The organism is Marinobacter sp. DUT-1, from assembly GCF_050379415.1.
In the GTDB taxonomy this organism is placed as follows: domain Bacteria; phylum Pseudomonadota; class Gammaproteobacteria; order Pseudomonadales; family Oleiphilaceae; genus Marinobacter.
In genome coordinates, this window is record NZ_JBNRLS010000001.1 from 902534 (window position 1) to 915479 (window position 12946).

The following is a 12946-nucleotide window of genomic DNA, read 5'->3' on the forward strand; positions in this document are numbered from 1 at the left end:
AACCAACAGAACGGAACAATGGACATCCAAACAGACCACCGATACGCGATTAACCTGAACGTCCGGGGCATTCAGCCCTCCGCCACCCTCCGCATCAACGAGCTGAGCAACCAGCTCCGTTCCGAAGGAAAAGACATCATCAAGCTCGGCCTGGGGCAATCCCCGTTCCCGGTTCCCGATCGCGTGGTGGATGCACTGAAGGCGCACGCCCACGAGAAAGACTACTTGCCGGTGAAAGGCCTCAAGGGTCTGCGCGAAGCCATCGCCGGCTATATCAACCGCAATGAGCGCATGCGCTGCACCTGGGAAGACGTCCTGATCGGCCCGGGCTCCAAGGAACTGCTTTTCATGCTCCAGCTGGCCTACTACGGTGACCTGCTGATCCCTCGCCCGAGCTGGGTTTCCTACGCGCCCCAGGCCCGGATCATCGGCCGTTCGGTACACTGGCTGCCGACCCACGCCGAGAACAACTGGCAGCTGACCGCCGAGGAACTGGACATCATCTGCCGGGACGACCCGTCGCGCCCGCGCATCCTGATCCTCAACTACCCGTCCAACCCGACCGGTTGCACCTACACCGACGACCAGCTGCTGGCGATCGCCAACGTGGCCCGCAAGTACAAGCTGATCCTGCTCTCGGACGAGATCTACGGGGAAGTGAACTTCGAAGGCAAGCACAAGTCCATTGCCCGGTACTACCCGGAAGGCACCATCATCAGCACTGGCCTGTCCAAGTGGGCCGGTGCCGGCGGCTGGCGCCTGGGCACCTTCATCTTCCCGCCCGAGCTGCGCCCGCTGCAGGATGCCATGGCGATCATCGCCAGTGAGACCTACACCGCCACCAGCGCGCCGATCCAGCATGCCGCCATTGCAGCGTTCCAGGGTGGTGAGGATATCGACGAGTACCTGAAGCAATCCCGTCGTGTGCTGAAAGTCGTGGGCGAATACATGCACCGGCGCCTGAGCGAGATGGGCGCCGTGGTGCAGAAGCCCGAAGGTGCGTTCTACCTGTTCCCGGACTTCTCCAACTTCCGCGAGCAGCTGGCCCGCAAGGACATCAAGACGTCCCAGGCCTTCTGCACTGCGCTGCTGGAGAACACCGGTGTGGCGATCCTGCCGTCCAGCGATTTCGGCTTTGTGCCGGATCACCTGGGAGCCCGCCTGGCCTTCGTCGACTTCGATGGTGGTGATGCCCTGGCGCTGGCTGGTGGCGATTATGCCGAGCAGGAACTGGACGACACCTTCGTCAAACAGGCCTGCCCACGCCTGGTCCTGGCCATGGACAAGATGGAGCGCTGGCTGCAGAGCCTGTAACGCCGTCGTGTTAGACTGGCGCCCTCACTCCATGAGACCAATGAGGGCGCCATGTCTGATTCCGTTTCCCTTCGCGATATCACCGATTTTGCCGAGACCCTGGCCCGTGAAGCCGGGGAGCTGATCCGTCGGGAGCGGGAAGACAACACCCTCCGCACCGACTACAAGCACCAGACCGAACTGGTCACCCACGCCGACGTGATGGCCGATGAGTTCATTACCGGTACCATCCGCAAACGCTTCCCGGACCATCGTATCCTGTCTGAAGAAACCATGCCGGACCTGTCCCAGGCGGAAGAACTGGACACGCCCCTGTGGATCGTGGACCCGATCGACGGCACCGTGAATTACGCCTATGGCCACCCCCAGGTCGCAGTCTCCATTGCCTACGCTGAACAGGGTGAAGTCCAGGCCGGCGTGGTCCACGCGCCCTTCCCCGGCGAGACTTTCCGAGCCACCAGGGGCGAGGGCGCTACCCTCAACGGCAATCCGATCAAACACAGCGGCGCCACCGAGCCCCGCCAGTCCCTGTTCGCCACCGGCTTTCCCTACGACAAGGACAACCTGGACCCCCTGGTCCGCCGCCTCGATGCCATGATCCACCAGTGCCGGGACCTGCGCCGCATCGGCTCGGCCGCCCTGGATATCTGCTGGGTGGCCTGTGGCCGTCTGGATATTTACTACGAAAACGTCAGCCCCTGGGACTTTGCGGCGGCGCGCCTGATCGCCAAGGAGGCTGGCGCCACGGCGGGGCATTTCGGTGAGGTACCGGCGGGTTATCCGGCCGACCTCTGGGGCCGGGACATCCTGATTTCGGCGCCTGTAGTCTGGGAGCAGGTTCGCTCCATTCTCCGGTCTGCCTCGGGGTATCACTGAGTTTCTGGTTTGACCTTCAGCTGGTTTCCCAGCCTGCTGTTTTTGCGGGCTGGCCCGATGTGGGCATCCCTTTCCCGGAATGTCGGAGGCCAGGGATGGCCGGAGTCAAGCGCACATGGACGTGCTCGTAGCGGTTCTGTGCAGAGCCATCCCACCGTTCCCCTGCACCAGAACCATCAGGCTACCAAATAGAAAGCAACTCCCAAGATCAGCCCCAGACGCCCTCGGAAACCAGCCCCCAACTCTCCTCGAAATCGGCGGACGGCAACCGGGAAAACGAAGATCGGACGAACCGCTGGACGCGGCCTTCCACAAACACCATGACAAAGTCGGCACCCCGGGCAGCACTGGTCCGTGGCCGAAGCCCCTGACGGATCTCGCCTTCCTTCAGAGCCTGCCGTACCTGAGTCTCCAGGCGCTCGAAGAACTGGGACGCACGCTTTCGAAGGGATTCGTTTTCCCCCATCAGGGCGTCACCCGTAAGCACACAGCAAAGGCCGGGATTGCGCTCGGCGAACACCAGGACCAGGTGCACCAGCTGCTGCAATCTATTACGCACATCGTCCTGCTCCTGCAGGATCACCTGGCAACGGGAGAATACCGCTTCCTCGGCAAACTCGATGAGGGCTTCGAACATTTTCCGCTTGCTGGGGAAATGGCGGTAGAGGGCGGCTTCGGTTACCCCCACGGTGCGGGCCAGGCCGGCGGTGGTGATGCGGGCCCCCGGATCGGTTTCCAGCAGTTCCACCAGGGCGTGAAGGATCGCCTCGCGGCGACTCGGTTTCTGATCGGTCATGACAGGACTACAGCGCTCTGAGTTTTGGTTTTTATGATCGACGTCTTGTTGAACATGGGGTCAGAACCCCGGGGTCAGATGAAGGCCTTCATCTGACCCCACTTTCACTCTCAGAAAAACGTACCATCAATCGGCGAGGACGCACTGGCATACATCTTCTTGGGCATGCGACCGGCAAGGTAGGCCTCGCGGCCTGCTTCGATGGCCAGACGCATGGCATTGGCCATCTTGATGGGGTCTTTGGCCTGGGCGATGGCGGTATTCATCAACACCCCGTCGCAACCCAGTTCCATGGCGATGGTGGCATCGGAGGCAGTACCCACGCCGGCATCCACCAGCACCGGCACGCGGGCATTCTCGACGATCAGCCTGATGTTGTAGCGGTTCTGGATGCCCAGGCCGGAACCGATCGGGGCGCCCAGGGGCATGATGGCCACACAGCCCATCTCCTCCAGGCGCTTGGCCAGCAGCGGGTCGTCGGAGCAGTAGACCATGACCTTGAAGCCGTCCTTGATCAACTCTTCTGCCGCTACCAGGGTTTCGGTCATGTTCGGGTAAAGGGTCTTTTCCTCACCGAGCACTTCCAGCTTGACCAGGTCGTGGCCGTCCAGCAACTCGCGGGCCAGCTTGCAGGTGCGCACTGCATCCTTGGCGGTAAAGCAACCGGCGGTGTTGGGCAGGATGGTGTAGCTCTCCGGGGAGATGACATCCAACAGGTTGGGTTCGTCCGGGTTCTGGCCCAGGTTGGTGCGGCGTACGGCGACGGTGACGATCTCGGCGCCGCTGGCCTCGATGGCGTGGCCGGTTTCCATCATGTCCCGGTATTTGCCGGTGCCCACCAGCAGTCGGGACTGGTAGACACGGCCGGCAATTTCCAGGGGCTTGTCTTCGGGAAGCTGAACTTCAGGAGTTTCGGTCATAACCTTTCCGGTAGTCTGGATTTACAATCAGGATGCGGCGGTGGCCGCCTGTAACGCTTGCAGAGAATTGCGTCAGCCACCGCCGATGGCATGAACCACTTCGACTCGGTCGCCGGGGTTCAGGGTGAATTCCGGGTGCTGGCTGCGGGGCACGATATCCTCGTTGACTTCCACCGCCAGCCGCTTGCCGGTCAGGGCCAGGGATTCAATCAGAACGGAGACGGTCGCGCCGTCCGGGAGCTCCATCGCATCGCCGTTTACTTCTACCTGCATGTCGCTGTCAAACCTCGCATTGATTCAGCCTTGGCGCCGGAGGCCTGCAGTAACCAGCAGCCCCCAGCCAATCATGAAGCATACACCACCCAGCGGGGTCACCGGGCCCAGCCAGTGATAGCCGGTGAACACCAGCAGGTACAGGCTGCCACTGAACATCAGGATGCCCGCCAGGTAAAACCCGGCCGCAATTCCCAGCAAACGCCGGCACAGGCCGAAACCCGCCAGTACGGCAACCAGAACCAATGCCAGGGCATGGTTCATCTGGTAAGTCACGGCTGTCTGGAACACTTCCAGGGCCCGGTCACTCACCATCCCGCGCAGGCCATGGGCGCCGAACGCTCCGGCCATGACTGCCAGCAGAGCGAACAGGGCTCCGGCAATCAGCGGCCAGCGCAACACCGGGCCCGTCGTTTGGGATGCTTCAGCAGTCACAGTGGATTTTCTCTCCGGTGTCCAGGTTCATTACGGTCAGCACACCGCCCCAGACACAGCCGGTGTCCAGGCCGATGAACCTGTCGCTGCCGGTATTACCCTCCAGCGCCGCCCAGTGCCCGAAAATGACCCGGACATCGTCCTGCCTCGGGAATCGGAACCAGGGCGCAAAGCCCTCGGGAGCATTGCCTGCGGACTCCTTGGTCGCCAGCTCCAGGGTGCCGTCCTCGGCAATAAAACGCATCCGGGTGAAATAGTTGGTGATCATCCGCCAGCGGTCCATACCGGTAAGACCGGAATCCCAACGCTCGGGTTCATTGCCGTACATGTAGGTAAAGTAATACTCCGCCTGATCGCTGCGGATCACTGCCTCGACTTCCCGGGCATAGCTGACCGCGTCCTCCACACTCCAGATGTGGGGAATCCCGGCGTGAGCCATAACGACATTGCGTTTCTGGTCGTAAACACAGAAATTCTGCTGACGCAGCCACTGCAGCAACCGGTCACAATCCGGGGCGTCCAGGATATCGTGGAGGGTATCCTTGCGTTTTGGCGCATGGCCGCCAAGCGCCACCGCCAGCAGGTGCAGGTCGTGGTTACCCAGGACCACCACCGCGCTGTCGCCCAGGCTCTCGATATACCGCAGGGTCTCGAGTGAGGACGGCCCCCGGTTAATCAGATCACCGGCCACCCACAAACGGTCGCGGGAGGGCGAGAAGTCCACCTTGACCAGAACATCCCGCAAACGTTCATAGCAGCCCTGGATATCGCCGATGGCATAGTCAGTCATTACTTACCTCATCGCCGGTTCCGGATTTTTGGTCAACGAGAAAGTCGGCAATGTGTACGTAGTCCGCCAGGCCGAGGTTTTCCGGTCGCAGCCCGTCATCGATGCCCAGGCTCTGCAGTTGCCCGGCGCTGATCATGCCACCGAGGGCCTTGCGCAGGGTCTTGCGCCGGGCGCTGAATGCCGTTCGGACCACCGCCTGCAGGGTCGCCAGGTCCCTGGCCGGATGCGGCAGCGTTTCGTGAGGCACCAGACGGACAATGGCGGAATCGACTTTCGGTGCCGGCTTGAAGGCTCCAGGGCCTACCTCAAACAGCGGCTGCACCTTGCAGAAATACTGGGCCATGATGCCCAGCCGGCCGTAGTTGTTGTCTCCGGGTACCGCCGCCAGCCGCTGCACCACTTCCTTCTGCAACATGAAGTGCATGTCCTGCACCACGCCGGCCTGGCCGAGCAGGTGGAAGATCAGCGGTGTGGAAATATTGTATGGCAGGTTGCCGATGATCCGCAGGGGCCGGTCCTCCACCAGCTGGCGGAAGTCGAATTTCAGCGCGTCCGCCTCGTGGATTCGGAATTCCGGATAATTGAAAAACTTGGTACGCAACACCGGGATCAGGTCCCGGTCCAGCTCCACCACCTGCAGGCGGGGATTGATCGCCAGGATTTCCTCGGTCAGGGCGCCCAGCCCGGGACCGATCTCGACGATAGCATCCTCCGGCCTGGGGTTGATGGCGCGCACGATGCGCTCGATCACGCCCGGATCATGCAGGAAATTCTGTCCAAACCGTTTTCTGGCCTGATGGCCGCCTTTCTGACTCACGACTCGCTCTCTTGTTTCGCCGCCTTCCGGCACCGTGCCATGTGTTCACCCACGCGGATAGCGGTGTGCAGGCTACCGGCGTCAGCCTTGCCGGTCCCTGCCAGATCCAGTGCCGTGCCATGGTCGACCGAGGTGCGGACAATGGGCAGGCCCAGGGTAATGTTCACCGCCCGGCCGAAGCCCTGGAACTTGAGCACCGGCAAGCCCTGGTCATGGTACATGGCCAGCACCGCATCGGCGTCATCCAGCCAGTGTGGCGTGAACAGGGTGTCCGCCGGCAGCGGCCCGGTCAGGTTGATGCCCTCGCCCCGCAATTTCTCGAGGGTGGGCTCAATCACCTCGATCTCCTCCCGGCCCAGGTGGCCACCCTCCCCGGCGTGGGGGTTGAGCCCCGCCACCAGGATCCGCGGTTCGCCAATGCCGAAGAAGGTCTTGAGGTCCGCATTCAGGATGCGGGTCACCTGGCTCAGACGTTCGGGCGTGATGGCATCGGCCACATCCCGGAGCGGCAGATGGGTGGTGACCAGCGCCACCCGCAACTCGTCGGTGGCGAGCATCATCACCACCCGCTCCACGCCACACAGTTCCTGCAGGAACTCGGTATGGCCGCTGAAGGCGATACCGGCCTCGTTGATCACGCCCTTGTGCACCGGCGCGGTGACCATGCCATCCACCTCACCGTTCAGGCAGGCGCGGGCAGCAATCTCCAACGTATTCAGGACATAGCGACTGTTGGCGGGGTCGGCCTTGCCGGCGGCCAGGTTCTGGCAGCCCTCCACCGGCCACACCGACAGGTGGCCCGGTTCCATCCGGGGCGGTGTTCCCGGCTGCCAGGCATGGAGTTCCACCTTGACACCCAGCATCCGCGCGCGCTCGGCCAACAGCGCCTCGCTGGCGACGACCACGATACCAGCCCCGCGTGGTTCCAGAGCCAGCTGAAGACACAGCTCGGGACCGATACCGGCGGGTTCACCCGCGGTCAGTGCCAGGATCACCGGTTCACTCATGACGACGTGCCTGCCTCCGCATCGGCCTGACTTTCATCCGCGAACTCGCCCTTGAACTCGATAAAGGCCTCGTCCCGGATTTCCCGGAGCCAGTTCTGCAATTCGGTCTCGAATTTGCGGCGATAGATGGCCTGGCGGGCATCGGATTCCCGGGCCTCACCGGTCACGTCCTTCTCCCGGCGTTCCTGTACCTGCAGGATGTGCCAGCCGAACCGGGAACGGAACGGCCCCTTGAGTTCACCAAGGTCGGCCTCGAGCATCGCCTGCTCGAACGCCGGCACCATCTGCCCCCGGCTCACCCAGCCCAGGTTGCCACCATCGGAGCCGGACACCGGATCATCCGAGTATTCTTTGGCCAGTTCGGCGAAATCCGCGCCGTCCTGAAGTTGCTGGTACAGATCACGGATCCTGGCCTCTGCTTCGGCATCGGTACGGGCCTCCGACGGCCGCACCAGGATATGGCGGACTTTGTGCTGGCGTACCAGCTGCTTCTGCTCGCCGCCGCGTTTGTCCATGACCATGACCAGGTGGAACCCACTGTTATTCTCCAGCACCGGGGACGGCTCGCCGGGCGCCAGCCCCGGCACCACAGGGGCGACCAGCGAAGGCAGCTGGCTCTCGGTCCGCCACCCCATGTCACCGCCTTCCAGGGCGTTACTGGCGTCTGACTCGGCGACGGCCACTTCCCGGAAATCCCGGCCATCAACAATCTGCTGGCGCAGATTCTGCGCCTTGGTGCGAGCCGCCTCGACCGAAGCCTCACTGGTCGGGTCATCCACTTCGATGAAGATATAGGCAAGCCGATACTCGGCTGTATTGCCGCCCTGGGCCTCCAGAGTCTGCAGGTAGTTTTCCACCTCCCGGTCAGTCACCCGCACCCGGTTACCCACCTGTCGCTGCTGGACACGGCTGGTGAGCATCTCGTTGCGGATCTGCTCCCGGGCCTGGCGATAACTCACGCCTTCCGCGGCCAGTTGCTGCTCGAACTCGGCCCGGGTCATGTTGTTCTGGCGGGCAATGTTGTCCATGGTTTCGTTCAGCTCGTTGTCGCTGATGCGCATGCCCATCTTGTCGGCCATCTGCAACTGGATGGACTCGGTGATCAGCTGTTCCAGCACTCGCTGCTCCAGCACGTCCCGGGGTGGCAGGCCGGTCCCCTGGGCCTGCAGACGGCTGATAATGGTATTGATCCGGGCTTCCAGCTCGGTCTGCAGGATCACGCCGTCGTCGACGATGGCGACAACCTGGTCCAGCAGTTTGCGCTCGGCCTGGGCCGACACAGAGAGCGCCAGCATCAGGAACATCAGAAAGGTTGTCACACCCTGGCGAAAGGTCGCCTTCATAATCACCTCGTATCAAAAATGGTGTACACCGTTGGCCTGCGGTCTTGGTCCGGCCAAGGCTCAGGGAGTTCCGAAACGCCGGCGCTCCCTTTCATCAAACCCGTATATCGCCTCGGAAATCCGGGCCGAGGCACCGCCACTGCCGCCCAGGCCCTTGAGCTGGATCTGGAACAGGAGGCGGGTATCCAGTTGCTGGTCGTCGGTCAGATAGTTCTGATGCACCACCTGGACGCTCCAGCAGCAGTTGTTGTATTCAAGCCCGGCAAGTGATCCCACTGTCCGGTCAAGGTCGGAATCGTAAACCCACCGGCCGATCAGGCTAACACGGTCTGAGACCGGAACAACCGCTGCAATATCCGACTGTTCCAGTTCATCCTTGCTGTAGGTATGCCCAAGGCTGGCCAGGTATCGGTAATCTTCCGAGTGGAAGGTGAGCTGACTGCGGCCTTCCTCGGTCTCGCCGGTATCCGGATCCCACAGGCCGGAGGACCGGATTTCCAGGGTATCGAGGGGACTGAGCACCAGCTCCCCGGCCAGTGGCGAGCGGCTCCGGGTACTGCCTCCGGCACCAAACAGGGTCACCTCCCGGTCCTGGAAGTATTGCACCTGGCCAATGCTGACCCGCGCCCTTTCCGCCCCGGTGATCAAGTCATTGAAGCGGCTGGTCAGGGCCACGGTCAACTGGTTGGTATCGCCCACCCGGTCCCCGCCGCTGAAACGGTCTGGTTCGAACAGTTGATCGAACCGGAAACTCTTGATCGATGTATCGAAATCCGGGATGTCATTCTGATCCGCGTCGGCATCTGCCCAGGCGTAATACAGTCGTGGTTCGAGGCTCTGGTTGTATGGCAGGCCGAACAATTCCGAGCGGCGGTCAAAATACAGACCGTTATCCCACTCTGCCACCGGAACGGTACGATCAAAACTGCCATCACCGAGACTGTAATCCTCGAGTTCGTACCGGGTGTAATCAACGCTCACGGAGGGGCGACTGAAGCCCCAGAGTGCACGCAACGGCACCGCCAGCTCCGGCACCGCGCGGAAGCGCTGCCCGTTGGCCCGATCGAGGCCGGTCAGGTTGTCGTTGTCCCGGTAGAACCAGGTGTACTGGCTCTCCAGCCCGGCCTCCAACCAGCCGGCCTCGGTGGTTCCGCCATACAGCACTTCCGGCAGCTGGGCGTAGGGTTTGTCTTGATCCGCGATAAATTCGCTGATGGTCTGATAATCGTTCAGGTAGGTCTCGAAGTACTGGTTGGCGCTGCGATAACGCACGCCGCCCCGGCGCCGGAGATGAGTCGCCTGGTTGATCTCCAGGCTGCGGTTGAGGTCAGTCAGGTAGTCATTGTCGCTCACCACCGAATAATCCCCGTAGCCGGTCCAACCCTGACCAAACCTGGCCCGGGTACTGGCGTCCAGTGCCCAGCGCTCGCCGCTCTCGCCGGGATTTTCATCCCGGAAGGTGGAATCCTGGTTGATGTAGCCCACCTGCAGCACGCTCTCGCCAAAGCGGCTCAGGTAGCGGCCTTCCGCCTCGTTGAACAGACCCCGGCCATGGATGTACTGAGGGGTCAGTGTGGCATCGTAGTGGGGTGCCAGGTTCAGGTAATAAGGCACCGCCAGGAAGGCACCGCTGCCGGCACTGGACGATCCGAACTGCGGGTAGAGAAAACCGGTCTTGCGGCGGTCATCGATGGGGAAGCTGGCCCAGGGCCAGTAGAACACCGGAACATCCAGCACTTCCAGGCGAACATGCCTTGCGGTGCCAAAACCCTCGGCCCGGTCCAGCTTGATATCCGACGCCACGATCGCCCAGTCATTCTGCCGGGGACCACAGGTGGTCAGCAGGCCATCGCGGATCTGCACCTGGTTTTCGGAGATTCGGGACAGACTGGAGGCATTGCCCCGCATTTCCGGACCGTGCAGCAGGAAGGTCGCAGTCTCTATATCAAAGCGCCCGCTCTCGAGGCTGTAGTCTGCAGACTCACCCGTGAGCAGGAATCCGTTGCCCCGGCTCACCAGTGGGCCGCTGACCGAAACCGATCCTGCCTGCTGGTCGTACCGGGCCTCCGAGCCGGTGACCTCGAAACCACCCTGGCGAATCCGGACATCACCCTGCAGATAGAGCTCCCGGTCAATCTCGTAACGAGCGTTCAGGCCACTGGCCTCCAATGGCTCCCCAGCGTCCGCGCCCTGCCCCGAGAAGGTAGAACCCACACCTCCGGTGCCGGAGGGAAGGTAGCCACCCTCACAGAACACCGGCAACCGGTCCCGAACCCCGGCGGGCAGCTCGGCCCGGGGGCGCCAATCGATCTCCGCTGCCGAAGGTGATGTGCCGCCCTGAGCTCCGGCCGGCACAGCCAGGACCAATCCCGACAGGGTAGCCAGGGCCGCGCCGGAAATCCGACGGATCCGGCCAGACAACCGGCGGACCGGTCGCTTCGGACAGCAGATGGCGGATTGCACGGTGGCAGGATTCCTGTTCCGGAAAGTGGATTTCGGGGCCTGAATTCGAGCCGCCTAGTTTACACGGGCCCTTGCAGCTTGTTAACGGAAACTCCGCTGTAAAACCGTTTTACCCCCTTTATACTCCTCTGCTAACTTTCGAAATCAATGCCAACAAATATGTCGGGACAATCAACCACCCCTATGGACACGCGCCAGCAGTCACTGACCCGCTGGGTCAGGCAGTTTTCCGGTTTCGAGCATGCCGAGGCGGAACCCGTCTCCGGAGATGCCAGCTTCCGCCGTTATTTCCGGGTATGGCGCCGACAGCACAGCGGCGAGCAGATTCCATTCATTGTCATGGATGCGCCCCCCGAACATGAAGATTGCGTTCCGTTCCTGGCCATCGCCCGGCACTGGCACCGTCACGGCGTAGCGGTGCCGGCCATTGAAGCGGAGGACCTCGAGCAGGGCTTTCTGCTCCTGGAGGACTTTGGCGACCAGCTGATGCTGGCCGGACTGACTGAAGGCAACGCCGATGCACTCTACCGGGAAGCCCTGGAAGAGCTGATTGCAATCCAGCAACTGCCCGCCCCTCCGGACTACCCGTTGCCGCCCTACGATGCCACTCTCCTGGACCGGGAGATGGCCCTGTTCCCGGACTGGTTGCTGGAACGTCACCTGGGCATGGAGCTGGATAATGGAGCCCGTTGCCTGCTCGAAACCACCTTTGCCTTTCTCCGGGAAAGCGCACTGGCGCAGCCGGAAGTGACGGTACATCGGGACTATCACTCCCGGAACCTGCTGATCCGGCCGGGAATCGGTCGGCCAGGCGTTATCGACTTCCAGGACGCCGTTACAGGCCCGGTCACTTATGACGCGGTATCGCTGCTCAAGGACTGCTACATCTCCTGGCCGGAGGAGCGGTTGAGCCAGTGGCTGGAGTCTTTCCGACAGGCCTCTCTGGAGAAGGGTCTGCACCACGCCGATCCCGATACCTTCCGGCAATGGTTTGAGCTGATGGGTATGCAGCGGCACCTGAAGGCCGCCGGTATCTTTGCTCGTCTGGCCATCCGTGACGGCAAACAGGGCTATCTGGGTGACATTCCCCGCACCGTTAACTACCTGATCCGCGCCAGCGCCCGTCAGCCGGCCCTGCGCCACTTCCATGAGTGGCTGGCGGACACGGTCATGCCTCTGATCGAAGAGAGAATCGGCCCGGCGCCGGCACTGGAGGACACCCCGCTGTGAAAGCGATGATTCTGGCCGCTGGCAGGGGTGAACGTATGCGCCCGCTGACCCTGACCACCCCCAAGCCCCTGCTCAGCGCCGGCGGCAAGCCTCTGATCGTGCATCACCTGGAACACCTGCAGCGAGCCGGGTTCCGGGAAGTGGTGATCAACCATGCCTGGCTGGGCGACCAGATCGAGTACACCCTGGGCACGGGTGAGCGCTTCGGGCTGTCCCTGGAATACTCCCGCGAGGGCGAACCATTGGAAACCGCCGGAGGCATTATCCGGGCCCTGCCCCTGCTCACGGCCTCCGGTTCGGACTGGTTCCTGGTCATCAATGGCGATATCTGGACCGACTTTCCCCTAGCCGTGTTGGAACCGGACCCGGACCGGGATGCGGTGCTGGTCGTCACCGATAACCGCCCTCACCATCCCGAAGGTGATTTTCACCTGACGGAGTCCGGTGAACTGGCCAGTGACGGCCCCCGCAAACTGACCTTCACCGGCATCAGCCTGCTGCATCGCCGCCTGTTTGCCGGCCTCGACGATAACGCGGGAAAACTGGGGCCGATTCTGCGCCGTGCGATGGCCCGGGGCCGGGTTGCCGGGCGTTACCACGGCGGCGGCTGGGTCGATGTGGGAACGCCGGAGCGCCTTCGGGAACTGGACCGCCGGCTGTCGGCGCGCGAGGCCTGACGCAC

Annotated in this window: 13 protein-coding genes; 4 read left to right on the forward strand and 9 right to left on the reverse strand. The window is 62.6% G+C overall.

Annotated elements, in window-relative coordinates; all coding sequences use genetic code 11:
* Positions 1 to 18 precede the first annotated feature (18 nt).
* On the forward strand, positions 19 to 1314 hold the full coding sequence (locus ACQUTG_RS04155) for a pyridoxal phosphate-dependent aminotransferase (RefSeq protein WP_428918169.1): 1296 nt from the start codon (positions 19 to 21) through the stop codon (positions 1312 to 1314).
* Positions 1315 to 1365: 51 nt separating this feature from the next.
* Positions 1366 to 2190, forward strand: coding sequence for an inositol monophosphatase family protein (locus tag ACQUTG_RS04160; protein ID WP_428918170.1), 825 nt, complete (start codon positions 1366 to 1368; stop codon positions 2188 to 2190).
* Between the two features lie 208 nt (positions 2191 to 2398).
* Here ACQUTG_RS04160 and slmA read toward each other — a convergent pair whose 3' ends face one another.
* The 9 genes from slmA to ACQUTG_RS04205 form a co-directional block, all read right to left on the reverse strand.
* Positions 2399 to 2986: a nucleoid occlusion factor SlmA gene (slmA, locus tag ACQUTG_RS04165; protein ID WP_428918171.1), complete on the reverse strand. Its 588-nt coding sequence runs from the start codon at positions 2984 to 2986 to the stop codon at positions 2399 to 2401.
* 110 nt (positions 2987 to 3096) lie between these two features.
* Positions 3097 to 3906, reverse strand: coding sequence for a thiazole synthase (locus ACQUTG_RS04170; RefSeq protein ID WP_428918172.1), 810 nt, complete (start codon positions 3904 to 3906; stop codon positions 3097 to 3099).
* A gap of 72 nt (positions 3907 to 3978) precedes the next feature.
* Positions 3979 to 4179: a sulfur carrier protein ThiS gene (thiS, locus tag ACQUTG_RS04175; protein ID WP_343812288.1), complete on the reverse strand. Its 201-nt coding sequence runs from the start codon at positions 4177 to 4179 to the stop codon at positions 3979 to 3981.
* Positions 4180 to 4203: 24 nt separating this feature from the next.
* A complete protein-coding gene (locus tag ACQUTG_RS04180) occupies positions 4204 to 4530 on the reverse strand; it encodes a DUF423 domain-containing protein (protein ID WP_428918461.1) in 327 nt (108 codons plus the stop codon).
* Between the two features lie 73 nt (positions 4531 to 4603).
* Entirely contained in the window at positions 4604 to 5404 is an 801-nt protein-coding gene (locus ACQUTG_RS04185) for a symmetrical bis(5'-nucleosyl)-tetraphosphatase (RefSeq protein ID WP_428918173.1), read from the reverse strand.
* Positions 5397 to 6221 carry a 16S rRNA (adenine(1518)-N(6)/adenine(1519)-N(6))-dimethyltransferase RsmA gene (gene rsmA, locus ACQUTG_RS04190; protein ID WP_428918174.1) on the reverse strand — a complete coding sequence of 275 codons (825 nt, stop codon included), beginning with the start codon at positions 6219 to 6221 and terminating at the stop codon, positions 5397 to 5399. The genes ACQUTG_RS04185 and rsmA overlap by 8 nt, the downstream gene beginning before the upstream one ends.
* A complete protein-coding gene (gene pdxA, locus ACQUTG_RS04195) occupies positions 6218 to 7228 on the reverse strand; it encodes a 4-hydroxythreonine-4-phosphate dehydrogenase PdxA (RefSeq protein WP_428918175.1) in 1011 nt (336 codons plus the stop codon). The genes rsmA and pdxA overlap by 4 nt, the downstream gene beginning before the upstream one ends.
* The gene (locus ACQUTG_RS04200) at positions 7225 to 8571 is read right to left on the reverse strand and encodes a peptidylprolyl isomerase (protein ID WP_428918176.1); all 1347 of its coding nucleotides are present in this window, start codon (positions 8569 to 8571) and stop codon (positions 7225 to 7227) included. The genes pdxA and ACQUTG_RS04200 overlap by 4 nt, the downstream gene beginning before the upstream one ends.
* 60 nt (positions 8572 to 8631) lie before the next feature.
* A complete protein-coding gene (locus ACQUTG_RS04205; RefSeq protein WP_428918462.1) occupies positions 8632 to 10932 on the reverse strand; it encodes an LPS-assembly protein LptD in 2301 nt (766 codons plus the stop codon).
* A gap of 285 nt (positions 10933 to 11217) precedes the next feature.
* Here ACQUTG_RS04205 and ACQUTG_RS04210 point away from each other — a divergent pair, with 285 nt between their 5' ends.
* Positions 11218 to 12264: an aminoglycoside phosphotransferase family protein gene (locus ACQUTG_RS04210; RefSeq protein WP_428918177.1), complete on the forward strand. Its 1047-nt coding sequence runs from the start codon at positions 11218 to 11220 to the stop codon at positions 12262 to 12264.
* Positions 12261 to 12941, forward strand: a complete 681-nt coding sequence (murU, locus tag ACQUTG_RS04215) for an N-acetylmuramate alpha-1-phosphate uridylyltransferase MurU (RefSeq protein ID WP_428918178.1) — start codon at positions 12261 to 12263, stop codon at positions 12939 to 12941. The genes ACQUTG_RS04210 and murU overlap by 4 nt, the downstream gene beginning before the upstream one ends.
* The last annotated feature ends 5 nt before the right edge of the window (positions 12942 to 12946 follow it).

Bases quoted from the DNA above. Each gene is read 5' to 3' on its own strand.
- ACQUTG_RS04200 (WP_428918176.1), bottom strand. From the start codon at position 8,571: ATGAAGGCGACCTTTCGCCAGGGTGTGACAACCTTTCTGATGTTCCTG.
- pdxA (WP_428918175.1), bottom strand. From the start codon at position 7,228: ATGAGTGAACCGGTGATCCTGGCACTGACCGCGGGTGAACCCGCCGGT.
- thiS (WP_343812288.1), bottom strand. From the start codon at position 4,179: ATGCAGGTAGAAGTAAACGGCGATGCGATGGAGCTCCCGGACGGCGCG.
- ACQUTG_RS04170 (WP_428918172.1), bottom strand. From the start codon at position 3,906: ATGACCGAAACTCCTGAAGTTCAGCTTCCCGAAGACAAGCCCCTGGAA.
- ACQUTG_RS04185 (WP_428918173.1), bottom strand. From the start codon at position 5,404: ATGACTGACTATGCCATCGGCGATATCCAGGGCTGCTATGAACGTTTG.
- slmA (WP_428918171.1), bottom strand. From the start codon at position 2,986: ATGACCGATCAGAAACCGAGTCGCCGCGAGGCGATCCTTCACGCCCTG.
- ACQUTG_RS04210 (WP_428918177.1), top strand. From the start codon at position 11,218: ATGGACACGCGCCAGCAGTCACTGACCCGCTGGGTCAGGCAGTTTTCC.
- ACQUTG_RS04155 (WP_428918169.1), top strand. From the start codon at position 19: ATGGACATCCAAACAGACCACCGATACGCGATTAACCTGAACGTCCGG.
- ACQUTG_RS04180 (WP_428918461.1), bottom strand. From the start codon at position 4,530: ATGGCCGGAGCGTTCGGCGCCCATGGCCTGCGCGGGATGGTGAGTGAC.
- ACQUTG_RS04160 (WP_428918170.1), top strand. From the start codon at position 1,366: ATGTCTGATTCCGTTTCCCTTCGCGATATCACCGATTTTGCCGAGACC.